The organism is Methylocystis sp. B8 (assembly GCF_005771425.1).
Lineage (GTDB): Bacteria > Pseudomonadota > Alphaproteobacteria > Rhizobiales > Beijerinckiaceae > Methylocystis.
Genome location: NZ_VBTZ01000006.1, coordinates 166,739 through 188,047, shown reverse-complemented (window position 1 = coordinate 188,047; position 21,309 = coordinate 166,739). Strand labels below are relative to the sequence as shown.

At 61.7% G+C, this 21,309-nt stretch carries 25 protein-coding genes and 1 tRNA gene; 11 read left to right on the top strand and 15 right to left on the bottom strand.

The annotated features are described in order from the left end of the window. A complete protein-coding gene (locus FEV16_RS11935; RefSeq protein ID WP_138167852.1) occupies nt 1-711 on the bottom strand; it encodes an arylesterase in 711 nt (236 codons plus the stop codon). A gap of 11 nt (nt 712-722) precedes the next feature. Between FEV16_RS11935 and FEV16_RS11930 the strand changes: the two genes are divergently transcribed. Both FEV16_RS11930 and FEV16_RS11925 read left to right on the top strand, forming a co-directional pair. After that, nucleotides 723-1,412 (top strand): ABC transporter ATP-binding protein, encoded by a 690-nt coding sequence (locus tag FEV16_RS11930; RefSeq protein ID WP_138167851.1) that lies wholly within the window; start codon nt 723-725, stop codon nt 1,410-1,412. Next, nucleotides 1,409-3,967, top strand: coding sequence for an FtsX-like permease family protein (locus FEV16_RS11925; protein WP_138167850.1), 2,559 nt, complete (start codon nt 1,409-1,411; stop codon nt 3,965-3,967). The genes FEV16_RS11930 and FEV16_RS11925 overlap by 4 nt, the downstream gene beginning before the upstream one ends. Before the next feature lie 3 nt (nt 3,968-3,970). Here FEV16_RS11925 and FEV16_RS11920 read toward each other — a convergent pair whose 3' ends face one another. Continuing rightward, entirely contained in the window at nt 3,971-4,345 is a 375-nt protein-coding gene (locus tag FEV16_RS11920; RefSeq protein WP_138167849.1) for a copper resistance CopC family protein, read from the bottom strand. A gap of 249 nt (nt 4,346-4,594) precedes the next feature. On the opposite strand from FEV16_RS11920, the gene FEV16_RS11915 reads away from it, so the two are divergent. From FEV16_RS11915 to FEV16_RS11905, 3 genes are all read left to right on the top strand, one after another. Next, nucleotides 4,595-5,581 (top strand): DUF2232 domain-containing protein, encoded by a 987-nt coding sequence (locus tag FEV16_RS11915; RefSeq protein ID WP_138167848.1) that lies wholly within the window; start codon nt 4,595-4,597, stop codon nt 5,579-5,581. Nucleotides 5,582-5,633: 52 nt separating this feature from the next. After that, nucleotides 5,634-6,197 carry a 50S ribosomal protein L9 gene (rplI, locus tag FEV16_RS11910; RefSeq protein WP_138167847.1) on the top strand — a complete coding sequence of 188 codons (564 nt, stop codon included), beginning with the start codon at nt 5,634-5,636 and terminating at the stop codon, nt 6,195-6,197. Between the two features lie 280 nt (nt 6,198-6,477). Next, entirely contained in the window at nt 6,478-7,983 is a 1,506-nt protein-coding gene (locus tag FEV16_RS11905) for a replicative DNA helicase (RefSeq protein WP_138167846.1), read from the top strand. Between the two features lie 55 nt (nt 7,984-8,038). Here FEV16_RS11905 and FEV16_RS11900 read toward each other — a convergent pair whose 3' ends face one another. The 6 genes from FEV16_RS11900 to FEV16_RS11875 all read right to left on the bottom strand — a co-directional run bounded on the left by FEV16_RS11900 (nt 8,039) and on the right by FEV16_RS11875 (nt 11,312). Next, entirely contained in the window at nt 8,039-8,527 is a 489-nt protein-coding gene (locus tag FEV16_RS11900) for a PRC-barrel domain-containing protein (protein WP_138167845.1), read from the bottom strand. Nucleotides 8,528-8,662: 135 nt separating this feature from the next. Further along, nucleotides 8,663-9,079 (bottom strand): PRC-barrel domain-containing protein, encoded by a 417-nt coding sequence (locus FEV16_RS11895; RefSeq protein ID WP_138167844.1) that lies wholly within the window; start codon nt 9,077-9,079, stop codon nt 8,663-8,665. A 70-nt stretch (nt 9,080-9,149) separates the two neighbouring features. Beyond that, nucleotides 9,150-9,566 (bottom strand): PRC-barrel domain-containing protein, encoded by a 417-nt coding sequence (locus FEV16_RS11890; RefSeq protein ID WP_138167843.1) that lies wholly within the window; start codon nt 9,564-9,566, stop codon nt 9,150-9,152. A 49-nt stretch (nt 9,567-9,615) separates the two neighbouring features. Continuing rightward, nucleotides 9,616-10,674 (bottom strand): MaoC family dehydratase, encoded by a 1,059-nt coding sequence (locus FEV16_RS11885; RefSeq protein ID WP_138167842.1) that lies wholly within the window; start codon nt 10,672-10,674, stop codon nt 9,616-9,618. Between the two features lie 10 nt (nt 10,675-10,684). Then, entirely contained in the window at nt 10,685-11,023 is a 339-nt protein-coding gene (locus FEV16_RS11880; RefSeq protein WP_138167841.1) for a DUF167 family protein, read from the bottom strand. Then, a complete protein-coding gene (locus FEV16_RS11875; protein ID WP_138167840.1) occupies nt 11,016-11,312 on the bottom strand; it encodes a YggT family protein in 297 nt (98 codons plus the stop codon). The genes FEV16_RS11880 and FEV16_RS11875 overlap by 8 nt, the downstream gene beginning before the upstream one ends. 148 nt (nt 11,313-11,460) lie before the next feature. Here FEV16_RS11875 and FEV16_RS11870 point away from each other — a divergent pair. Then, nucleotides 11,461-11,536 (top strand) — tRNA-Ala (locus FEV16_RS11870). 55 nt (nt 11,537-11,591) lie between these two features. On the opposite strand, the gene FEV16_RS11865 is transcribed toward FEV16_RS11870, so the two are convergent. Together FEV16_RS11865 and FEV16_RS11860 are read right to left on the bottom strand one after the other, a co-directional pair. After that, nucleotides 11,592-13,013, bottom strand: coding sequence for a carotenoid oxygenase family protein (locus tag FEV16_RS11865; RefSeq protein ID WP_138167839.1), 1,422 nt, complete (start codon nt 13,011-13,013; stop codon nt 11,592-11,594). Beyond that, a complete protein-coding gene (locus tag FEV16_RS11860; RefSeq protein ID WP_138167838.1) occupies nt 13,013-13,450 on the bottom strand; it encodes a DUF2141 domain-containing protein in 438 nt (145 codons plus the stop codon). Before FEV16_RS11860 ends, FEV16_RS11865 begins: the two co-directional genes overlap by 1 nt. 272 nt (nt 13,451-13,722) lie before the next feature. On the opposite strand from FEV16_RS11860, the gene FEV16_RS11855 reads away from it, so the two are divergent. From FEV16_RS11855 to FEV16_RS11840, 4 genes are all read left to right on the top strand, one after another. Continuing rightward, nucleotides 13,723-14,157 carry a universal stress protein gene (locus FEV16_RS11855; RefSeq protein WP_138167837.1) on the top strand — a complete coding sequence of 145 codons (435 nt, stop codon included), beginning with the start codon at nt 13,723-13,725 and terminating at the stop codon, nt 14,155-14,157. Between the two features lie 169 nt (nt 14,158-14,326). Then, nucleotides 14,327-14,509: a hypothetical protein gene (locus tag FEV16_RS11850; protein WP_138167836.1), complete on the top strand. Its 183-nt coding sequence runs from the start codon at nt 14,327-14,329 to the stop codon at nt 14,507-14,509. Between the two features lie 332 nt (nt 14,510-14,841). Continuing rightward, nucleotides 14,842-15,324, top strand: coding sequence for an SH3 domain-containing protein (locus FEV16_RS11845; RefSeq protein ID WP_138167835.1), 483 nt, complete (start codon nt 14,842-14,844; stop codon nt 15,322-15,324). A 94-nt stretch (nt 15,325-15,418) separates the two neighbouring features. Then, nucleotides 15,419-16,318 (top strand): MBL fold metallo-hydrolase, encoded by a 900-nt coding sequence (locus tag FEV16_RS11840; protein WP_138167834.1) that lies wholly within the window; start codon nt 15,419-15,421, stop codon nt 16,316-16,318. A 2-nt stretch (nt 16,319-16,320) separates the two neighbouring features. On the opposite strand, the gene FEV16_RS11835 is transcribed toward FEV16_RS11840, so the two are convergent. The 5 genes from FEV16_RS11835 to FEV16_RS11815 form a co-directional block, all read right to left on the bottom strand. After that, nucleotides 16,321-16,650 (bottom strand): septum formation initiator family protein, encoded by a 330-nt coding sequence (locus FEV16_RS11835; RefSeq protein WP_138167833.1) that lies wholly within the window; start codon nt 16,648-16,650, stop codon nt 16,321-16,323. Nucleotides 16,651-16,691: 41 nt separating this feature from the next. After that, on the bottom strand, nt 16,692-17,333 hold the full coding sequence (locus tag FEV16_RS17460; RefSeq protein WP_138167832.1) for a DUF2497 domain-containing protein: 642 nt from the start codon (nt 17,331-17,333) through the stop codon (nt 16,692-16,694). Between the two features lie 139 nt (nt 17,334-17,472). Next, nucleotides 17,473-18,942 (bottom strand): TolC family outer membrane protein, encoded by a 1,470-nt coding sequence (locus FEV16_RS11825; protein ID WP_138167831.1) that lies wholly within the window; start codon nt 18,940-18,942, stop codon nt 17,473-17,475. Nucleotides 18,943-19,046: 104 nt separating this feature from the next. Then, nucleotides 19,047-19,751 (bottom strand): protein-L-isoaspartate O-methyltransferase, encoded by a 705-nt coding sequence (locus FEV16_RS11820; RefSeq protein ID WP_138167830.1) that lies wholly within the window; start codon nt 19,749-19,751, stop codon nt 19,047-19,049. A 103-nt stretch (nt 19,752-19,854) separates the two neighbouring features. Further along, complete coding sequence (locus FEV16_RS11815) at nt 19,855-20,313, bottom strand: Rrf2 family transcriptional regulator (protein ID WP_138167829.1); 459 nt, start codon at nt 20,311-20,313, stop codon at nt 19,855-19,857. Between the two features lie 176 nt (nt 20,314-20,489). On the opposite strand from FEV16_RS11815, the gene FEV16_RS11810 reads away from it, so the two are divergent. Then, nucleotides 20,490-21,293, top strand: a complete 804-nt coding sequence (locus tag FEV16_RS11810; RefSeq protein ID WP_138167828.1) for a sulfite exporter TauE/SafE family protein — start codon at nt 20,490-20,492, stop codon at nt 21,291-21,293. Nucleotides 21,294-21,309: the final 16 nt, after the last annotated feature.

The window sequence follows — 21,309 nt, the reverse complement described above, 5'->3', positions numbered from 1 at the left end:
TCATTGCGCGCGCGAGGTCTTACTCGCCCCCATCGAGACGAGCGTCTTTTCGACATAGGGCGCAAGCTTTTTGACGATCTTCGCGACGCCGGCCGCATTGGGATGAACGCCGTCTCCAATGAGTAGCGCGGGCGAACCCCAGACGCCTTCCAAGATAAAGGGCACGAGCGGCGCCTCATGTTTGGCGGCAAGATTCGGATAAATCGAATCGAAATCCCGCTTATAAGCTTGCCCGTGATTGGCGCTCGACACCATGGCCGTCAGCACCGGGCGAACGCCTTTTTGCTTCAGGGTCGCCAGAATCTGATCGAGATTGGCGCGGGTCACCTTCGGGTCGTGCCCATTCAGCATGTCGTTTGCGCCGAGCTCGACGACGGCGATGTCGAACGGACCCGCTCCCAAAGTATATTCGAGGCGCGCGAGCCCGGTCGTCGTGGTGTCGCCGGAAACGCCCCCTTGCACGACTTCAACGTCGAACCCATCCTCGCTTAGGCGTCTCTTGAGTTGCGCCGGAAGCGAGTCCTCGGCGGCGACGCCGGCGCCGGCTGTGAGACTGTCGCCGAACGCAAGGATTCGGACCGGGGCCGCCTGGGCCGGCGCAACCGCGAGCGTGAACAGCGCGAGGACGGCGGTCGCCGCGACTTGGAGCGGACGGCGGAAAGCGCAATAAAGCGACTGCACTTCGGGCGTCGAATGCGGCGCATCAATCAAGGTTTTCCTCCTTGCGGCGACAAATTATCGAGGTTGAGCGCGTCGATCTCACGCTCGGCGAAGGCGCCGCCCGCGTACATGTGCTCAAGAATGTCAGCTTGAGTGTGGCGCAGGGCGAAACGGTCGCTCTTCTTGGACCCTCCGGCTCAGGCAAATCGACTTTGCTCATGACCCTCGCCGGACTTGAGCGACCAGACGCCGGCAGCGTCAGGATCGACGGGCGCGATTTGAGCGCGCTTTCGGAAGACGCGCTGGCGCGTTTCCGAGGGGAAAACATAGGGATCGTGTTCCAGTCTTTCCAGCTGATCCCCACTATGACGGCGCTGGAGAACGTCGCCATTCCACTCGAACTGGCTGGAAAAACTGACGCTTTCGGACGGGCCGAGACGGAGCTTGCCGCAGTTGGGCTCGCCGAACGCCTGTCCCATTACCCGGCGCAACTTTCGGGAGGCGAACAGCAGCGGGTGGCGCTGGCGCGGGCGCTGGCCCCCGACCCTCTGATCCTCGCGGCGGATGAACCCACCGGCAACCTCGACTCCGAGACTGGCGCGGCCGTGATCGATCTCATTTTTGCGCAGCAAATGCGCCGCGGCGCGACGCTAATGCTCGTCACCCATGATCCGGCTTTGGCGGCGCGCTGCGGCCGGCGGGTGATGCTGCGCTCGGGCCGCGTCGAAGCGACCGAGCCGGCGACATCATGAGAGCCTTACGCTTCGCCGCCCTGCCCTTCGCGTTGCGCTTCGCCCTGCGCGATCTCGTCGGCGACCCGCGCGGCTTTGGCGTCTTCACCGCCTGCATCGTGATCGGGGTCGCTGCGATCTCCGGCGTATCCGGCCTCTCCCATTCGCTGGCGCAGGGACTCGCGCGCGAGGGCAGGACGATCTTGGGCGGCGACGCCTCCTTCAGCCTCGTTTCGCGAGATTTTTCACAAGAGCAACGCGCCTTCTTTGCGGCGCGCGGGCGGCTTTCCGAAATTTCGCTGATGCGGGCGATGGCGCGGCGCGATGACGGCGAAGCGGCGCTGGTGGAAATCAAGGCCGTCGATCCACAAACCTATCCCGCCTTTGGCGCGGTAGCGCTCGAACCTGACATGGCTTTGTCCGCTGCGCTGGAGGAGCGGCAGGGACCCCCTGGCGTCGCCGTCGATCCCATGCTGCTGGCGCGCCTCGACGCCAAGCTCGGCGACGTGGTCATGGTCGGCGCTTCGCGCTTCGTGCTGCGGGCGCTGTTGCGCAGCGAGCCCGATAAGCTCGCTGGCGGCGTGGGCTTCGGACCACGCCTGATGATGACTCGCGCCGCGCTCGTTAGCGCGGAGCTTGCGACACCGGGCTCGATCGTCAGGAATGTCGTGCGGGTCACTCTCAGAGGGGCTGCGGGCGACGCTGACGCAAGGGCCTTCGCCGCCGAAGCGGCGACCGCATTTCCGCAAGCCGGATGGGAGGCGCGCACGCGCGACGCCGTGTCGCCGCAGTTCTCGCGCAATCTCGACCGCTTCGCGCAACTGCTGACGCTCGTTGCGCTCACGGCGCTTGTCGCCGGCGGCGCCGGCGTCGCCAACGCCGTGCAAGGCTTCGTCGAGCGCAAGCGCGCGCAATTCGCGATCCTAAAGGCGCTCGGCGCAGAGGGGTCGCGCGTCTTTAGGATCGCCCTCGCCCAGGTCCTGGCGGCGGCGTCTTTCGCCATTTTGCTTGGGCTTATCGCCGGCGCGGCGATTCCATGGGCGGCGGCGGAAGCGCTGCGCGATCTCGCCGACCTCCCCGTATCCGCCTCGCTCGACGCCCGCGGCGCGCTTTACGGCGCGCTGTATGGTTTCCTCGTCGTTCTCGTCTTTGCGCTCGTTCCGCTTGGGCGCGCGCATGAAGTTCCAGTCGCGGCGTTGCTGCGCGACGATCAGCGCACTCCAAGTCTCGCGCGCTATCGAGCCGCCGCATGGGCTGCAGGCGTCGCGCTTGTCGCGCTGGTCCTGGCGACGTCCTTCGACGTCAAGCTCGGCGCGGCCTATGTCGCCGCCGCAGTCGTGGCTTTCGGATTGCTTCGCGGCGCCGCCTGGAGCGTGATGCGGCTGGCGCGCGCCCTTCCCCGCCTGCGCGACGCGCGGCTGCGCTTCGCGCTCGCCAACATTTGGCGGCCGAAAAGTCTCACGCCGGCGCTGATGATCTCTATCGGCCTGACGCAAACGCTGCTCATTGCGCTCGCGTTGGTCGAAGGCGCGATTCACAAGGAGCTCGCGCGCGCCGACGCAGGAGAGATTCCCAACTTCTTTTTCATCGATATTCCGAAGGCGCAAACTCAAACCTTTCTCGATTTCCTTTCCGCCGAAGCGCCCGGCGCGCGCATCGAGCATGTGCCGATGATGCGCGGTCGCATCGTCGCCGTGAAAGACACGCCCGTCGAAAAGATCGCGGTGGCCGACGACGCCAAATGGGCGCTCGAAGGCGACCGCGGCGTGACGTTTTCCTCCACTGTTCCGACGAATTCCGCGCTCGCCGAAGGCGAATGGTGGCCGGCCGATTACGCTGGTCCGCCGCTCGTCTCGCTGGAACAGAAGATCGCCGAAGGATTGGGTGTGGGAATCGGCGACGCTATTCGGGTCAATGTGCTCGGCAGGGAGATAATTGCGAAGGTCGCCAATCTGCGCAGAGTCGACTGGCGGAGCTACGCCATCAATTTCGTGATGGTGTTTTCGCCGAATGTTTTTTCAGGAGCGCCTTACACGGAGCTCTTCACCGTCGCTTATGGCGCGCCCACGATTGCAGCGCGCGACGCGTTGGATGCGCACCTCGCACGAGAAGCAGCCAAGCGTTTCCCAAGCGTCGTTTCGGTGCGGGTCAAGGACGCGCTGGCGGCGATCGACAAAATCGCCGGGCAATTGGCGCTGGCCGCGCGCGCTGCCGCAGGACTCGCTATCGTGACGGCGGTGCTGGCGCTGGCAAGCGCGCTCGCGAGCGGCCAGCGGGCGAGAGTGCACGACGCAGTCGTGCTGAAGACGTTAGGCGCAACTCGCCCTTGGCTCGCGACTGCCTATGCGCTGGAATTTGGACTCGTGGGCCTCGTCGCGTCCCTGATCGCCGTCGCAGCCGGCGCCGGCGCCGCCTGCGCCATGACCAGCCTGGTGATGAAGATCGATTTCGCCTTCCTGCCATGGACGGCGGCGCTCATCTCGATGGCGACGCTCGCCGTGACTATTGCGCTCGGCCTCGCCGGGACCTGGCGCGCGCTATCGCGTCGTCCAGGTCCAGAACTGCGTGAGCTTTAGGCCCTAGGCGGAGAGCGACGCTTGAATTAAGAAGGGGAAACACCCCTCCACAATCTCCCCATCGGTCGCGAGCACCCGATAGTCGACCTCGTAGAGACCGGGCCGCAAGGCCGGCGTGTCCAACAGCAACTCCCTCGACGCTTCCTTTTGCGTAGCCTTGGCGATGACCGTTCCATTCTGGCTTTTGAGCGTGATCGTCGAGATCACCGCATCCGCCTTGCCTTGGAACACCAGTTTGATCTGCCGGACTGGCCCCGCAACCACCTGTTTCGAAGCTGGAAACGACGCGACCAGAAATTGATGATGCGCCTGCGCGGGCGCTGCGATGGCCAGCCCGCCGGCCAAAACCGCGACCCAAGCATAAGACATTCGGCTCATTTCGGTTTCTCCTAAGCCGGCTAGGCTTCAAAGGCCTCGACGGTCTTAGGAAGTAACTTTTCCTCGCTCTGTTTGTTCGAGCTCGAGCGTAATGCGCTACGGGCGGCGACGGCTTATTTTCATAACCCCAGCGCCGCCTTGCCCTTTGGCTTGCGACCTCCTAAAACCCCAATGCGTCGACGGTCTGCCGAGCGGCGCCTTTCGCGTCATCCGCCAAATGCGGCGACGCGCCGTCAGCGGAATCCAATTTTGCCCGACAAGAGCGTCCTCTCCTGGCCGAATGTCGCCGTTTCGGTTCTCGGCGGCGTCGCCGCTGCGGTGATCTTCGCCGTCGTGACGCGAGGCGGGCTTGGCGGCCTCCTTTTTGCGCATCTCGCGCCGCTGCCGATCATGATCGTCGCTTTCGCCTTCGGTCTCATCCATGGCGCGACGGCGGCGATACTGGCGACGGTGATCCTTTCCTTCTGGCCGCATCCGGTGATCGGAATGGCCTATGCGCTGTTGGTGGCGGCGCCGGCGTGGTCCGCCGTCTACGCGGCGTCCGGCGCGCCGCGCGGCGGGAGGGACAGGCTGACGAGCAATCTGCCGGGCTGGGCGGCTCTCGCGCCCGCGACCTTTTTGGCGACTGCGATCATTCTCTGGCTGGTCGTCGCGACCCTCGTGTTCGGCTCGCTCGACGAAGCCTTGAACCCGATCCGGGCGCGCGCCTTCATTCTCCTCGACCTGATGGTCAAGGAACGAGACCTTGGCGATAAGATTGATCCGACGACGCTATCAGGGTCGGTGGCGCGCGCCGTTCCGGCGTTTTTCGCCGCCTATGGCCTTTTGATCCACGTCATCAATCTGTGGCTTGCCGCAAGAATTGCGCAGGCGTCCAAGCTGCTTGGCCGGCCCTGGCCGGACATCGCCAAGGAGTTCCGCGTTCCAAAGCCGGTTGGCGGCCTTTTCTTAAGCGGGATCGCGCTGGCGTTCTTCGGCGGCCTAGCCGGCCCGATCGGCCTAGTGCTCTCGACGACCACGGGAATGCTCCTGGCGTTTCAGGGCCTTGCCGTCGCGCATATTTTTCTGCGCGGTTCGCGCTCGAGCGCGCTTGTGCTCGCGATCATCTATTTCACGCTCGGACTTTTGGGTTGGCCCATCCTGTTTTTCGCGGCGCTCGGCCTCGCCGACCTCATATTCAACTATCGCGCCCGAAAGACCGACGCAGATCCGGCCGCAATGCAAAAACCGGATTGACTTTTCACCGGTTTTTCTCGACATAGCCCGCAATCCTGGAGACATAGAAAAGATGGACGTCATTCTGCTTGAACGCGTGGCCAAGCTTGGCCAGATGGGCGACACCGTGCGCGTGCGCGACGGCTACGCACGTAATTTCCTGCTGGCGCGCGGTAAGGCGCTACGCGCGACGGAAAACAACAAGAAGCATTTCGAGACCCAGCGCGCGCAGATCGAGGCCCGCAATCTCGAGGCCAAGAAGGAAGCCGAAGCCGTCGCAGAAAAGCTCAACGGCCAAAGCTTCACCATCATTCGCCAAGCGGGCGAGAGCGGCCAGCTATATGGTTCGGTTTCGGCGCGCGACGTCGCCGAGGCGGCGACCGCCGGCGGGTTCTCGGTCAATCGCAACCAGATCGTCCTGGTGCACCCGATCAAGACCTTGGGCCTTCATCCGACGCCCGTGCATCTGCACCCGGAAGTCGACGTGAGCATCACGATTAACGTCGCCCGCTCGGAAGAAGAGGCCGCGCGTCAGGCGCGCGGCGAAAGCGTCACGCTCAAGGAAGAGACGTCGATGGACGATCTCGGTCTCGAAGTCGGCGCGGCTCTGGCCCAAGCCGGCGACGTGGAACTGTAATAGCTCGCAAGCTTTTCGTGATTCATCCGGCGGCCTTCGTGGCCGCCGTTTTTGTTCGTAGGTCGATTCGAACTGCGCAAGAGCGACGCGAGCTGCAAGCGAGAAATCTTTTTTTGCGATGTGGACGAATGTGCAAAGGACTCGCAACCCGGCGTCTACGTGCGGCGACTCGAAAAGCCGGTGGCGGCGGACGCATTTTAATGTATCGTTGATCGAGCCCCAACGACTCGCGCGTCGCGTTCGGAGCTGAGGGGCGCACACTCGCAAAGTCAAAAGATCGATGCCGCCAATCGAACAATTGGCGGGCCGGCGCGCGATTCAGATCGCGCAGCCTGAAGCGCCCGCCTATCGCGCGCCGCCGCACAATATCGAAGCCGAGCAAGCGCTGCTCGGCGCCATTCTGGTTAACAACGACGCTTTCGACAGAGTCTCGGACTTCCTGAAGCCCGAGCATTTCTCGGAGGAATTACACCGCCGCATCTATGAAGTCGCCGCGCAGCTTATTCGCGCCGGCAAGCTCGCAACCGTCGTGACGCTAAAGACGTTTCTCGCCGACATCGAGCTTCCGGCTGGGGTGACGATACAGGCCTATCTTGCGCGGCTCGCCGCGGAAGCGACGACGATCATCAACGCCGAGGACTATGGCCGCACCGTGCATGATCTCGCGGTTCGCCGCGAGCTCATCGTCATCGGGCAGGATATCGTCAACACGGCCTATGACTCGCCGATCGATTCGCCGCCGCGCGCGCAAATCGAGGAAGCCGAGCGGCAGCTCTATTCGATCGCGGAAACCGGTCGCTACGACGGCGGCTTCCAGCGATTTGCGGATGCGCTCACGACTGCGCTCGACATGGCGAGCAGCGCCTATATGCGCGACGGCCATCTTTCGGGCATAGCGACGGGCCTTCTCGATCTCGACGAGAAGATGGGCGGTCTGCAGAAATCCGATCTTGTCATCGTGGCGGGGCGTCCCGGCATGGGCAAGACGGCGCTTGCGACCAACATCGCCTTCAATGTCGCGAGCGCCTATCAATTCGAAACTGAGCCCGACGGCGCGCATAAGACGATCAATGGCGGGATTGTCGGCTTCTTCTCGCTCGAAATGTCTGCCGAACAACTGGCGACGCGCGTTATTGCCGAGCAGTCGGGCGTCGCAAGCTACAAAATTCGCCGCGGCGACATCAACGAAGACGACTTTCGCCGCATCGCCGACGCCGCGAGGCAGATGCAAAGCATTCCCTTCTATATCGACCAGAGCGGCGGCATTTCGATTGCGCAGCTCACCGCGCGGGCGCGGCGACTGAAACGCCAAAAAGGCCTCGACCTGCTCGTCGTCGACTACCTGCAATTGCTCGCGGGATCGCGCACGCGCGCCGATAATCGCGTTCAAGAGCTCACGGAAATCACGACAGGCTTAAAGGCGCTGGCGAAGGAGCTCAACGTGCCGATCATCGCGCTGTCGCAGCTTTCTCGCCAGGTCGAGAATCGCGACGACAAACGTCCCCAGCTTTCGGATTTGCGCGAGTCTGGCTCTATCGAACAGGATGCGGACGTGGTCCTCTTCGTGTTCCGCGAGGAATATTATTTGCGCAACCGCGAGCCGCGCGAAGGCACTGAAGAACACATCCAATGGATGGCCGATATGGAGCGCGCGCATGGTCGCGCCGAAGCGATCATCGGCAAACAGCGTCATGGCCCGACGGGGACGATCCAGCTCGCCTTCGAGGCGGAAGTGACGCGCTTCTCCAATCTTGCCGACGAAGACAAGCTGCCAGCGCGGATGTAAAGAAGCCTCGCCGGCGGACGGCGAGACTTCTCACAATACTGAGAAGGATCGGCGGTTACTTGGCGCCGAGCGTCCACAGGCCCTTATTCTTGTCGAAGCGGAAGCCCGTCGCGTTCTTCAGCTCGTCCTTCGTGGCGTTCAGGGTGAGCCACCATCTGTTGTTACGCTCGGTGGCTTTAATGTCGCTGAACGGCACTGCGACATCCTTTTCACCGATGCCGAGGAAGCCGCCGACAGAAATGATCGCCGCGGTGACCTTGCCGCCGCGATCCATAATGAGATCCTTGATCGCGCCGAGCTTATTCTCTTGCGGATCATAAATGTTCTGCTCGTGGATATTCGAGACCAGCAGCGCGTTCTGTGGAAGCGCCGTCAGGAATTCCGGCCGTGCTCCGGTCGCGCCAGTCGTAGAGCGGTCCATAGCCCCGGTCGTGGAGCGGTCCATTGCGCCGCCAGGCCGGTCCATACGATTCATCTGTTCGGCCAAAGCCGCGCCTGACAGGGTCGCGACGAGCGCGCCAGCGAAGACGTAGGACTTAAGCATTGTACTCTCCGTGCGAGTTACGCTTCACAGCGAACGAAATGTTCCTGTGCGCCTAGAACAAGCATCGGAGACCGATGTTCCAACCTTCGCCGCAGATATCCGTACGTGACGCTGCGGCGCGGCTTGAGAGTTCAGCTAAATCGGATCCCAAAGACCGGTGGTCTTATCAAACTTATAGCCGGTGGCCTTCTTCAGCAGATCCTTCGTCGTATTGAGCGTCAGCCACGACTTGTTGTTCTTCTGCGTGATCGTGATCGACGAAACCGGAACCGCAATATGCTTCACGCCGAGGCCCAAAAAGCCGCCGACGTTCAGCATCACCGCATTGATGGAGCCGTCCGCGGAAAAGAGCATGTCGGCGATCGTGCCGAGCTTCTTTTCGTTGGGATCATAGACGGGCTGCTTATACCAAGCAGAGACCACCGAACCATAGATCGGCAGCTTCTCCATCGGAACAATGACGATGGTTTCGCCTCCGGCCTGCTGCGCCAAGGCCGGCGGGGTTGCAAGCGCGAGGGCGAGCGAAGCTGCAACAACGACATGTTTCAGCATGAGAAATTCCCTTCTGAAAGAGCGCGAATGAACGAACGCGGATTAAGCGCACTACTCGCGGCGGCGTTTCTTACATCTGCTTCCAGGCGTGTTCCTTCGCGTCGTATTTGTAGCCAGTCGCCTTCTTCACGATGTCCTTCGTCGTATTGATGGTCAGCCAGGTCTTATTGTTCTTTTCGGTGACCGTGATGTCATTGGCGGGAATGGCGACATGCTTGGCGCCGATGCCGAGGAAGCCGCCGACGTCGAGCATGATCGCGTTGACCTCGCCGCCGGAGAACAGCATATCGGTGATGACGCCGACTTTCTTCTCATTGGTGTCGTAAACCGGCTTTTTGTACCAGGCCGAAACGAGCGAGCCGTAGCGCGGCAAAGCCTCCATGGGAACGGAGAGTTTGCTTTGCGGGGCGGCGCCTTGCGCGGCGACAGGCTGCGCGATCGAAATAGCCGCGCAAAAGGAGAGCGCAACAAGAAAAGTTCTGTTCATTCGACCAATCCCCCCAAGATCGCAGATACGGCTGTTTATCATAGCCGATTCATCGCGGCAGCACGCCCCAATAATCAAGATCAAGCAGCACCGCCGGGTCGGGCTTGCCGTCGGCCCCCTGGAGCGGAAATTCCGCACAGGGTTTGTCTTTAGTGGCGACGAGCCGCAGGCGCAGCGCGCCGATATCCTTACGCCCGGGAATCTCCGCCTTATCCAGCACTTCCGACCAGGCGAAGACTGTCCCTCCCGCGAACAGCGGATTGACGTGGCGCCCGCCGTTCACAGCAGAAATATGGAAGACGTTTTCCAGTCCGTTGAAGGAGAGCGCGCGGGCGAGCGAGATGACATGGCCGCCGTAGATGATGCGTTTGCCGAAGCGGCCCTGCGACTCATAATACTGATTGAAATGGACTTTTGAGTTGTTCTGATAGAGCCGCGTCGCAAGTTGATGCTCCGCCTCCTCGACCGTCATGCCGTCGATATGATCGATCTTCTCGCCCTTATCGTAATCGCCCCAGAAATAGGGAGAGCCGGCCAGCGCCTTGTCATAGGCGCCGACATTGATCGCCGGCGTGGCCTTGCCCAGTTCTGACGGATCCACGGACTTCGGCAGATTGGGCGTGACCTCCGGCCCGACGGGAGCGTCTTTGTCGCGCTTCTTCACCATCACCCATCGCGCATAACTCAGCACGGTCTCGCCGCGCTGATTGGCGCCCGTCGTGCGCACATAGACGACGCCGGTCTCCTTGTTGGAGTTTTCCTTAAGGCCGATGACTTCGGAAGTCGCCGAGAGCGTGTCGCCCGGATAGACGGGAACGAGGAATTTGAAATCCGCGTAACCCAGATTGGCGATCGCGTTCAAAGAGACGTCCGGCACGGTCTTGCCGAGCACGAGATGAAACACGAGAAGATCGTCGATCGGCGCGCGCTCATAGCCGATGGCTTGCGCAAAAGCCGTCGACGACTGCACGGCGAAGCGCGGCAAATAAAGCGCTGTGTAGAGCGCGACCTCGCCGACCGTGACGGTGCGTGGCGCGGCGTGGCGAATGATCTGGCCGATTTTGAAGTCTTCGAAGAAATTGCCAACGTTGATCTTCGACTTGCTCATGTCCTAGCCGTTAGTTGGGCGCCAGCTTCGCCAGCGCGTCGAGATAAAGCGCGGGCGCGCCCGCAACGAAAACTGTTTTGACGCGGCTGGTCGCGCCAGCGCGGATCGAAACCGTGCTTTTAGGCGCCCGCAGCGCCGAGGCGATCAGCGCAATGAGCGCCTCGTTGGCCCTGCCATTCTCCGGAGCGGCGCGCACGCGCGCCTTTAGAACGTTGCGGCCATCGGCGAGAGCCTCGACGCCTTCGATCGCGTCGCGTCCGCCCTTTGGGGTCAGGCGCACGTGAAGCGCGACCCCTCCCGGCTCGACCGCCCAGGCGGAAGATGCTTTCCCCGCGCCTCCTTCACCCAAGCGTATAGGCGCCGGCGCTGCTGGCGATGAGATCGCGCAGGAATTGCATGAGCAGCAGCAAAATGAGCGGTGAAATGTCGAGACCGCCGACGCTTGGCAGCACCGAGCGGATCGGTCCGAGCAGCGGCTCAGTGAGGGCGTTCAGCCATTTCCAGATCGAATAGGCGACGTTCGAGCGCATGTTGATGACGTCGAAGGCGACGAGCCAGGACACAATCACCGTGGCGAGCAGAATCCACCAGTAAATATCGATGATCGTGAGAAGGAGTTTGACCACGGCGTAGGACATGAGGGGCTTCCAGCGGATGAGGTTGCCGACTGTCTAGCCTCCCCGCCCCGCCTCGGCAATCCTTAGTCGTGCGGGCGCTTCTGGCGCGTCAAAAGCGCAGCATACGATTGACAGGAAATCGCCCCCCGTGTACCCCACGCGCCGGAGCGGGGCTGTAGCTCAGATGGGAGAGCGCTGCAATCGCACTGCAGAGGTCGGGGGTTCGAATCCCCCCAGCTCCACCACGCTCCGGCCTTACGAAAACGCATGGCGTAGCCGAACGGCCCCCAACTCTTCCCCCTAGAAAAGCCTCTCGGTGAACTGCCCGTGCAGCGCGAAGGGCACGTGATGTTTGAGGCGCGCGACGAACAATGGCCGATCCGACAGGTCGCGCGCGTCGAGGCCGACAATCGCCGTGCGGCCATCGGCCGCGTCATACACGAAAGTGAGAACGACGCCCTCGTCTTCGTCGCCATCGGCGCGAGTCGGCGCGAAGACCGGTTCGCCCACATAGCCGTCGGGGCCAAAGTCATGAGAGACGGTTGCGCCGCTTTCTAGATCGACGCGCGTGATGCGCTGCTGCAGCCCGACTGTCCGGCCTGGCGCATTATCCGCCACATAAGCGTAGCGATAGGGCTTCGAGACGACGCGCGGATCGACCCTTGGAAATTCGACCGCGGGACCGGTCTCAAAGACGCGCTTTTCGACGGCGCCTGTCGCAAGATCGACGCGCAAGCGCATGAACTCCGCTAAGCCCTGCGCGCTAAAGTCAGAGCGCCAGAAATTGCGCAGCGCGTCGCCGATCGCGGCGTAGTCCGGGTAGCGCGCGAAGTCGAGAACGACAGAGTCATCCTCCTCGAAGCCGTTGGCGAAGTGAAACTGGAAGAATGGCTCCGTCTCGATGAAACGTGGCGAACTCGAACCGTCGCGCGAAACGAGCAGGATCAGGGTCGGTCGCCCGCCGTCCCAAGAAAGCGCGCCGTCGAAACTCGAAAAGCCCAACATAAACTTCAACGGGCTTACCAGGATCGGACCGATGCAAAAGACGAGGAATCGTTCCGTCAACGCGAAATCGTGATTCATCACCGGATAAGGCAGCGTGACTGGCGCAAGCCGCGTCAGGCCGGAAGAATCGATGCGATACGGCGTGAGCGTCGTCTTCAACCCGTAATCGATTCCGAAATTGAATAATTCTCCGGTGATCGGATCAAACTTAGGATGCGCGGAAAAGGCGCGGACCTCGCCGCCGAAATCCTCCAACCCGAACGTCGAGAGCGTCTTCGGATCGAGCGCGAAAGGCGGCCCACCCTCCCAGAGCGTGAGCAGCCGCTCGCCAAGCATCGCCACCGACGTGTTGGAGACATTCCCCGGCCAATGAAAAATATTGGCGAGAACGCCGCCGGGGCGCATCTTGCCGAAGCCGCGATAAAGGATCCGTCCCGCACGCGTTTCATCAACATAATTGTCGGTGCGGACGTATCGGTTCTGATAGCGAACGCCCGTCTCGTCGAAGCGGATCGCCGAGATCATGCCGTCGCCGTCAAACCAGTGCGGAAACCATTTGCCAGCGAGGTCGTTGCGGCCGGAGCCATTGCGGAACAGCGTCCCACGCAGACTAGCCGGCACGCTGCCGTCGATGTCCTCTATGCGGTAGTCGTATTCGTTCGCAAGGCTGCGGAATCCAGCGCTCCAGGGCCGATCGCCGAGAGCGGGACGCATCATCAGTAGTTGACCCGAACGGTCAGCGCCTTCTGGCCGCCTGCGTAATCGAAGGCTGCGTCCGAGAAGGAGGGCGCGCCGAAGGTCATCGACGGATTATTGGAGACGCCAAAGCCCTCCTGCGGTTTGCCGAATGCGCCGGTCGTAATCTCAGACTCGTTGTGCTCGGCGTGGAACAGGGCGACGGCGTAATTGCCCGCTGGAACGGCGGCAAACACGCAATTCGCCTGCCCGCCGTTGATCTTCGCGATCACGCCCTTGTACTGGGCGCCTGGCTGGCGAAAGGTGCTTGCAGAATTGTAGAGCCCGCAGCGCACGACGCCATCGTCATCGCGCAGGCCGACGACATTGACCGAGATTTTGTTTGCCGACTGTGCGGCGGCCGTCGCCGCGAGGCCCACGCTCAGCAACAGGACAAAGGTAGCTTTTGTGAAATGCATCCGTCTTCTCCTTCCATTCTACGGTTCGCCCTCGGCAAGATCAGACCGCATGGTCCGGCCGAAGATTGCGTTATGAAACCTCAGCCGCTCCCCTGGAGACTGCTTTTTTTAAGTTGCGCTCAGACGGGCTGCAAGGTCCATAGTTGAAATCGACGTAACAGCTTAGTGGCGCAATCGATTTATATTCCCCGCTAAACGAGCTTCGGCTTTGTTTGTTGTTTCGAACGCCCCCTGCGCCATATCCCTAAAGAATCTTCTGATGGAGGGTGCCGATGTATCGCAAGATTCTTCTGCCCATCGATATTACCGAACCTGAGATGACGGACCGCGCGCTCGCCGTTGGGCAGGCATTGGCTAAGGCCTTCAACGGCGACATGCGGCTCGTCAACGTGCAATCGCTGTTACCGATCGCCTTTCTTGATTACGTGCCGGAAAATTTTGATCTCCAAGTGCGTCGCGGTCTCGAGAAGGAGATGGCGGCGGTCGCCGCCAAGATTCAGTATGCGCCTGAACGCATATCAACCAAAGTGCTGTTCGGCCCTGTCTACCAAAAGGTTCTGGCCGAAGCTGAAGACTGGGGCGCAGACCTTATCGTACTGTGCTCGCATCGGCCGGGAATGGATCGTTTTCTCATCGGCTCTAACGCCACGACGATCGTCAACCACGCGCAATGTTCGGTGCTGGTGGTGCGAGGCGTCGCTGCGTAAGCCTCCAGAACTCCCCGCCTGTAGCGTCGCTTCAAGAAAGCACGGCGATATTTCGCGAGATGATGAAGCTAACATGGCGCCGCGGTGACGGCGTATTCACGAAACTCTCATCGCTCTCTCACATGACTCTGCTACCGACCCGTCGATGCGGCGAAGACGGGAGGATGCCATGTCGAAAGACGCGATGCAGACCGAAAAGTCCGAAAGCAATACCGGCAAAATCGTCGGCGGCGCGATTGCCGCGGCCATCGGCGGCACGATCGGCGCGCTGCTGTTGGGCGGCTATGCCGTCCTGCCGGCCGCCATTGTCGTCGGACTGCTCGGCGTTGCGCTTGGAGCGGTGTTCGACTGAAAGCGAGTTCGCGCCGGGCGACGTGAAATTCGGGTCCGGCTCGAAGGCGTAGGTTTCGAGTTCGCGCGTGAAACTTGGCGGCTTCAAAGGCGAAGCCGCTTTTTCTTTTTAGGGAGCGTCGCTCCGACCCGCCAATAAGGGGAATGAGATAACCTTAAATTGAACTGGCGCTGGTCTTCTTGGCTGTGGCTTTGCTAAACGGAAGCGTAGGAATATGAAATGCGTGGCGTGGAATATGGCCTTGGGCGGAACCGTTTTGCTCCGATTTCGTTTCTCCCCCAGAGCCAGAGCCTCGCGCTAAAAAAGGCTTAGTTTTAACTGGGAGGTAGAAGATGAATAAAATTCTGGGATTTGCTGCCGCGGCCGCCGTTCTGTTTGGAGGCTCCGCTTTCGCCGATCCGGTGACCAGCCCTGCGAACGTCCGGTCCGGGCCCAGCCCGAAATGGCGCGTGGTCGCCACCCTGCCGGCGGGAACCGATGTGACGGTGGTCGACTGCGGCGCCGGGTGGAAGCGCGACTGGTGCGAAGTTCAGGCGGGCTCCGTCCATGGCTTCGTCGCCGCGGGCGTCCTTGGAACGCAGGGAAATAATGTGCTTATCGCGCCCGTCGTCACCAACAACCAGGTCGCGATCTACAAGGGCCCTGGCGTCAACTACAAGATCATCGGAAACATTCCGGAGAACCAGACGGTCAACCAGGGCGCTTGTGTCCAGGGCACCGGCGGCGTCGTCTGGTGCCAGGTGAATTACGGCGGCAGAACGGGCTACGCGATCCAGTCCGAGTTGCAGCGCCAGAACGCACTCTTCCCGATGTAATCTGCGGCGGCGCGGCATGGACATTCCGCCGCCGCGCCGCTCTTTCGAGCCCTTCCCGGACGCCCTATGATGCCGCTGCGGCCACGCAGCCGCAGTGAGGGCCGCCACCATTCGAGCCGAAAATTCACAAGCTGCCGCAGCGCGCGTCTCGCCGCTGGTCCGGCGCGCGCTCGCCCCTAATCCCGGTCCTTTCACCTATACTGGCACGTGCAGCTATATCGTCGGATCCGGCGACGTGGCGATCATTGATCCCGGACCTGACGACCCGCGCCATGTTGAAGCGCTGCTCGCGACGATCAGCAATGAAAAACTACGCTATGTGCTCGTCACCCATACGCACCGTGACCACTCTCCGGGGGCGCACGCACTGAAAGAGGCGACGGGCGCCATGATAACCGGATGCCGGCCCTATGCGCCTTCCGAGTCCAACCGCGTCGGCGGTTTTAATCTCGACGCCGCGCATGACTTGGCGTATGCGCCGGATATTGTGCTCAAGGACGGCGACGAACTCGAAATTGGCGATACGTCGCTCGTGGCCCTGGAGACGCCCGGACACACCGCTAACCACGTCTGCTTCGCGCTTGCTGAAGAACAAGCGCTCTTTACCGGCGACCACGTAATGGCCTGGGCGACGACCGTGATTGCGCCGCCCGACGGCTCGATGCGCGACTATATGGCGTCGGTCGAGCGGCTGCGCGCGCGCCGCGACAGCATTTACTGGCCGGGTCATGGCGAACCAATTCGAGATCCCCAGCGCTATCTGCGCGCCTTGATACATCATCGGCGCGCGCGAGAAGCTGCGATTCTCCAACGTCTCGAAGCCGGGGACGAGACGATCGCCGAGATTGTCGCCCACATTTACGAAGGCGTCGACAAACGCCTCCACCCCGCCGCGGCGATGACGACGCTCGCCCATCTCGAAGATTTAATCTCGCGCGGTCTCGTCGATTGTGCGGGAACGCCTGGACTGCAGTCGCGTTTCGGGGGCCGCTGAACTTAAGGCGCTTGCGACGCCTGCAGAAAGATCACGACGTCGTTTTTGTGCACGCGGCCCAGCCGCTTGCGGGCTTCCTCGTCAAGAATGTCGGCGTCGACGGCATTACCCTTGATGAGCGCCAGACGGCTTTCCCAGTGCATGCGTTGAAGCTTGAGCAGATTGCGCTCCAGACGCAACTGTTCGAGCTTTTGCTCATATTCTTCGCCGGTCTTCAGCCCACGCTGACCGTTAACCCCATGCCAAATGAAGTAGGCGGCCGTAACGCCAGCCGCCGTATACAGAGCGAGCGGAAGTATGAGCGCGCGGAGAAAAACACGGAGACGATGCATGACCGCCAACATAAGTTAGGCGGGTTTAAGCGCCGTTAAGGCTAGATCGCTTTTTTTGTTCCAGACCGCGCCAGCCGCTCGATTTCGACACGAACGAGCCGCTCGACAAGCGAGGGCAGATTGGCGTCGAGCCATTGCTGCAGCATTGGCCGCAGCATTTCTTCAACGCCGTGATTTAGAATTTCGCTCTCACTAAGCGCCACACTGGCCGCAAGGGCCTGAAATTGCGACGCGACCGCGGCTGCAGCCTCGGCCGACAGCAGCGACTTCTCGGGCCCGGCGTCGGGGACCCCTATACTCGAATATTGCTGCTCGAACGCGCTTTTATCATCAATCTCCGCTGGCGCGCCTTCCATTTTCTGCTCGCTCTCGCGGGCGGCGAAACGCAGCAACCGCGCGTCGCCCGTCTCTAGCTTCTCGCGACGTGGGTCGAACGCGAGCGATGACGGCGGTTCATCCTCACGTCGATCAAGCACGGGCGCGGGATAGGCTTTACCCGCTAATGACGGCGCATCGACATCCGGGCGAATGCGGCGACGGTCGTCGCCGCGCAAGCCGGGGAGGCCGTCATCATCTGCGATGATGCGACGGATCGAAGCGAGAATTTCCTCCATGGAGGGCTCATTCGCGCGCGCTTCGTCCTGGAACGAGTGCGACGGGGCTGATGCGTTCGCTGCGCTCATGGAGTTCTGCCGCTTTGCGCGGAAGGCGCCGCGCATGAGGGTGGACCGCATTTCTGACCACGCCAAACCCGCGAATCAATTCGGCCCGAATGAATTCCACACTTTTCGCCCTATGATGTCACCCGCATTCGCGAAATTCTTATCGGCCGTCCGGCGTGTCGAGACCCAACCATTGTTCATGGACCTGATAAAGATGAACGCTCGGATCGTAGACCACGACGGCGAGGTTAATTTCTTGCGCCGACAAGCGCCCGATCGACCCTAACGCAGCATAGGAAGCAACGACGCGATCGCGCTGGGACGTGACGAGATTGACCCGGGCGTTGAGAAGCGCCTGCTGCGCATTTAGCACGTCAAGGGTCGTGCGCTGTCCGACGTTGGCCTCCTCGCGCACGCCGGCGAGCGCCGTCTCCGCCGCCTTAACCGCCGCCTGGCCTGAGATGATCGACGCCTTCGCGGTCTCGAGGAGGCCGTAACTCGAAACGACGCTGGCGCGCACGCTGTCGCGCTGAACATCGGCATTGAGCCGCGCTTGCCCAAGTTGCTCTTTGGCCTGCCGAACTGAGGCATATTCTGCTCCGCCCTGATAGAGCGGCACGTTCAATTGTCCTATCGCAGACGCAGTGAACTGCCTGGATCCGGGCAGTCCAAGAAATGAATCAAATTGATTTGAAACCTGGGTATTGACCGAGAGGCTCGGCATCAACGCGCCTTCGGCGACCTTAACGGCGAGTTCGGCGGCGTCGACCTGATGCAGGGCGGCAGTCACGCCAGGATGCTCAACGAGAGCGATGGCGATCGCCTCTTCCAGCGACTTCGGCAGCAGCGGCTCGAGGCTGCGCCCAGGCTGCAAATGCTTAGGTTCGCTGCCAATGATTTGGCGATAGTTCGCCATGCTGTTTTTAAGCTGCGCCTGCGCGGCATAAAATTCGGAGCGGGCCAGCGCCACGGATGCCTCCGCCTGAGCCACGTCGGTTCGCGTCACCTCACCGACCTGGAAGCGATCGCGCGTCTGCTTGAGCTGCTCCTCCAGAACCGAAACGTTGTTCTTGCGCAGCGAGACGACCGCGGTGTCGCGCAGCACGTTCATGTAGGCGGTCGCGCCGTTCTGAAGAGTCGCCTGTTCAGTCAGACGCATCGTCGATCGCGCCGCGAAGACGCCTGATTCCGCCTGCCGCACAGAATTTTCGGTGCGGAAGCCATCGAACAGCGTCTGCGACACGTTCAAAGTCGCGCCGCGTGGATAGCCAGTGTAGGTGCCCTGAATGTCGCCGCTCGCGCCCGACTGGGCGCCGGATTGCTGATTGCTAAGGACGCCAAAGGGAATTCTCACTGCGGCATATTGGGCGCCGTATTGCGCGGTAATGCTGGCTTTCGGTCGAAGGCCGGACTTTGCTTTCGGCGCGTCCTCGTCGCGCACCCGCACATTGGCTCGACTCTGGTTGAGGTCCGGATTGCCATAATAGGCGCGGGCCAAAGCCGAGAGCAGGGTTTCGGCCGAAGCCCGACCAGGCGAGACGGTGAGGAAGGCAAGCGCTAATGCGGCGGACGCGCAGGACAGGAAGCGGGCTGTTCGCCGCCTCCCGAGGCCAAACCCGTCAGTCGCCATTGTTCCCCAACCTCTCCTCGCGCGGCCGCTCTCCGGCTGCGGTGAGTCGCTACGATGAACGCTGAATGCAACGCTAGAAATGTGATTGAGGCGAAATGGCGGCGCTAAAGGCTAAACGCTGGGGTCTGAGCGAAACCTTCAAGAACCGGCGCGCTGGCCGAGAAGAGCGGCCGCTCACCGGCCGCGCGGCCTTCTTGACGCTCGAAGCGCACGACTTGCTGGCCGGCGCGCGGCTCAGGCCTGACAATCGCAAGCAACCGTCCGTCGGGCGTCAGCTGCTCAAACAAGGCGTCGAGGCCCGCCTGAGCATGTCCCTGAACGATGATGACATCATAGGGCCCATTGCTAGGGCAGCCTTTTTCCAGCGGTCCCAGCGCCAATTGCACGTTTTCGCAGTTCAGCGCGTCGATCCCTGCCTCGGCGCGCGCATAAAGCTCAGGGTCGCATTCGAGCGCGACGACCTTCTCCGCAAGTCCAGAGAGCAGTGCGGCCGAGTAGCCGGCCCCGCCGATATCGAGCGCCTTTTCGGTTGCCTTGATCTCGGCCTCCTGGAGCATTCGTGCGAGCACGAGCGGCGGCAGCAGGCTGCGCTTGTGTCCGCCAGCGGATTTCACGGAGACCGCGAGATCCGAATAGGCGAGCGACGCGAGGGAATCGGGCAGGAAAAGCTCGCGCGGGACGCTGAGAAAGCGTTCCAGCAAAGGCACGTCGGTAACGTCGAAAGGACGAAGCTGGCGCTCAACCATGGTGTGCCGGAGCGTCGCCGTCGCCTCACGCGCTTTCGCCACTCGCGTCACCTTGTCCAACATTCGATATCCGGCTTGCGCCGGCCCCTCGCAGGAGATGCTGCAGCGCAGGAATTCGCCGCCGGCGCTTTATAGGAGCCGACTCACGTCATGTCCATCGCTCGACTCACAACTCGGCGCCCACGAGCATACGGACGCCGTCGTCGCTTTCACCCAGTCGACGCATTTGTTCGAGCGAGGTCTTGTCGAGAACGTCGGCGATGGCCTCACGCGCCTGAAGCATGACGAGGCGCACCGCGCACCGCGTCTCGTCCACGCAATCGTCGCAGCGACGATAAACCGTTTTGCTCGCGCATTGAATGGGCGCGAGCGGCCCGTCGAGCGCGCGCACGATATTGCCGACCCCAATCTCCTTTGGGGGGCGCGCCAGCATATAGCCGCCTCCCTTGCCTTTTTTCGAATAAACGAAGCCGGCGTTGCGCAATTCGCCCAAGATCGCGTCGAGAAACTTTTTTGGAATTTGGTTCGAGGCGGCGATATCCGCGACTAGCGCCGTTTCGCCCGGCCGCACTCCGGCCAAGTGAACCATAGCCTTGAGACCATACTTGGCTTTTTTCGTCAGCATTCCCTGTTTGACCTTTAGGGGACCCGGCGAATGACTCGCGCAATTCCCTTATTCACCGGCATTCTAATGGAATTCTGCCGGTTTTCTATATTTATGGGCGACTCAGGTCGGACACCAGAATTGACAAAGTCGACTCACTTTATAGAGTAAAATTCGGTCTCGCCAGGAAAGGGAAAATGGCGACAGTCTTCGACGCTCTGAGCACAATTAATCCGCTCTATTCCATTTCTGGCTTCGCCGTCGGCGCGCTCGTCGGCTTCACCGGCGTCGGCGGCGGCTCGCTGATGACGCCGATACTTATGCTGGTTTTCGGCATCGCCCCAAACACCGCGGTTGGGACCGACCTGCTCTATGCCGCCATCACCAAGACAAACGGCACGCTCGTTCACGCCCTGCACGGCACGGTGGATTGGCGCATCACGCGCCGGCTGGCCTATGGCAGCGTGCCTGCGACCATTGCGAGTCTGGTCCTTCTCTCTTGGCTCGGCAAGGCGGGCGGTCACGCGGCCAACGGCCTGATTACTTCGGCTCTCGGATTCGCTCTGCTGCTCACCGCGTGCTCAATCCTCTTTCGGCGATGGCTCCTGGATCACATCGCGAGGCACACTAGCAATATGAGCGACAGACGCTCGCTCTGGTTGACGGTGACCCTCGGAGTCTTTCTCGGCGTGCTGGTGTCGATCTCCTCCGTCGGGGCCGGAGCGATCGGCATGACCGTGCTGCTGGCTCTTTATTCGCACACGCCGACCGCGCGTCTTGTCGGCTCTGATATCGCCCATGCCGTGCCGCTGACGCTGATCGCCGGCTTCGGACATTGGCTGATGGGCGGCGTCGACTGGTTGCTGCTTTTCTCGCTTCTTATCGGTTCAATTCCGGGCATTGCGTTGGGGGCCCACTTCGCGGCGCGGGTTCCCGACCGCTATTTACGGCCCGCCTTGGCGAGCGTCATGGCCTTCGTCGGAATCAAACTCTCGATATAGTCCACAATTCTCCCTC

What these genes read in the sequence shown, in the direction of transcription:
- FEV16_RS11925 (WP_138167850.1), top strand. Translation starts at nt 1,409, where the DNA reads ATGAGAGCCTTACGCTTCGCCGCCCTGCCCTTCGCGTTGCGCTTCGCC.
- FEV16_RS11920 (WP_138167849.1), bottom strand. Translation starts at nt 4,345, where the DNA reads ATGAGCCGAATGTCTTATGCTTGGGTCGCGGTTTTGGCCGGCGGGCTG.
- rplI (WP_138167847.1), top strand. Translation starts at nt 5,634, where the DNA reads ATGGACGTCATTCTGCTTGAACGCGTGGCCAAGCTTGGCCAGATGGGC.
- FEV16_RS11905 (WP_138167846.1), top strand. Translation starts at nt 6,478, where the DNA reads ATGCCGCCAATCGAACAATTGGCGGGCCGGCGCGCGATTCAGATCGCG.
- FEV16_RS11900 (WP_138167845.1), bottom strand. Translation starts at nt 8,527, where the DNA reads ATGCTTAAGTCCTACGTCTTCGCTGGCGCGCTCGTCGCGACCCTGTCA.
- FEV16_RS11895 (WP_138167844.1), bottom strand. Translation starts at nt 9,079, where the DNA reads ATGCTGAAACATGTCGTTGTTGCAGCTTCGCTCGCCCTCGCGCTTGCA.
- FEV16_RS11890 (WP_138167843.1), bottom strand. Translation starts at nt 9,566, where the DNA reads ATGAACAGAACTTTTCTTGTTGCGCTCTCCTTTTGCGCGGCTATTTCG.
- FEV16_RS11885 (WP_138167842.1), bottom strand. Translation starts at nt 10,674, where the DNA reads ATGAGCAAGTCGAAGATCAACGTTGGCAATTTCTTCGAAGACTTCAAA.
- FEV16_RS11875 (WP_138167840.1), bottom strand. Translation starts at nt 11,312, where the DNA reads ATGTCCTACGCCGTGGTCAAACTCCTTCTCACGATCATCGATATTTAC.
- FEV16_RS11865 (WP_138167839.1), bottom strand. Translation starts at nt 13,013, where the DNA reads ATGATGCGTCCCGCTCTCGGCGATCGGCCCTGGAGCGCTGGATTCCGC.
- FEV16_RS11860 (WP_138167838.1), bottom strand. Translation starts at nt 13,450, where the DNA reads ATGCATTTCACAAAAGCTACCTTTGTCCTGTTGCTGAGCGTGGGCCTC.
- FEV16_RS11855 (WP_138167837.1), top strand. Translation starts at nt 13,723, where the DNA reads ATGTATCGCAAGATTCTTCTGCCCATCGATATTACCGAACCTGAGATG.
- FEV16_RS11850 (WP_138167836.1), top strand. Translation starts at nt 14,327, where the DNA reads ATGTCGAAAGACGCGATGCAGACCGAAAAGTCCGAAAGCAATACCGGC.
- FEV16_RS11845 (WP_138167835.1), top strand. Translation starts at nt 14,842, where the DNA reads ATGAATAAAATTCTGGGATTTGCTGCCGCGGCCGCCGTTCTGTTTGGA.
- FEV16_RS11835 (WP_138167833.1), bottom strand. Translation starts at nt 16,650, where the DNA reads ATGCATCGTCTCCGTGTTTTTCTCCGCGCGCTCATACTTCCGCTCGCT.
- FEV16_RS17460 (WP_138167832.1), bottom strand. Translation starts at nt 17,333, where the DNA reads ATGAGCGCAGCGAACGCATCAGCCCCGTCGCACTCGTTCCAGGACGAA.
- FEV16_RS11825 (WP_138167831.1), bottom strand. Translation starts at nt 18,942, where the DNA reads ATGGCGACTGACGGGTTTGGCCTCGGGAGGCGGCGAACAGCCCGCTTC.
- FEV16_RS11820 (WP_138167830.1), bottom strand. Translation starts at nt 19,751, where the DNA reads ATGTTGGACAAGGTGACGCGAGTGGCGAAAGCGCGTGAGGCGACGGCG.
- FEV16_RS11815 (WP_138167829.1), bottom strand. Translation starts at nt 20,313, where the DNA reads ATGCTGACGAAAAAAGCCAAGTATGGTCTCAAGGCTATGGTTCACTTG.
- FEV16_RS11810 (WP_138167828.1), top strand. Translation starts at nt 20,490, where the DNA reads ATGGCGACAGTCTTCGACGCTCTGAGCACAATTAATCCGCTCTATTCC.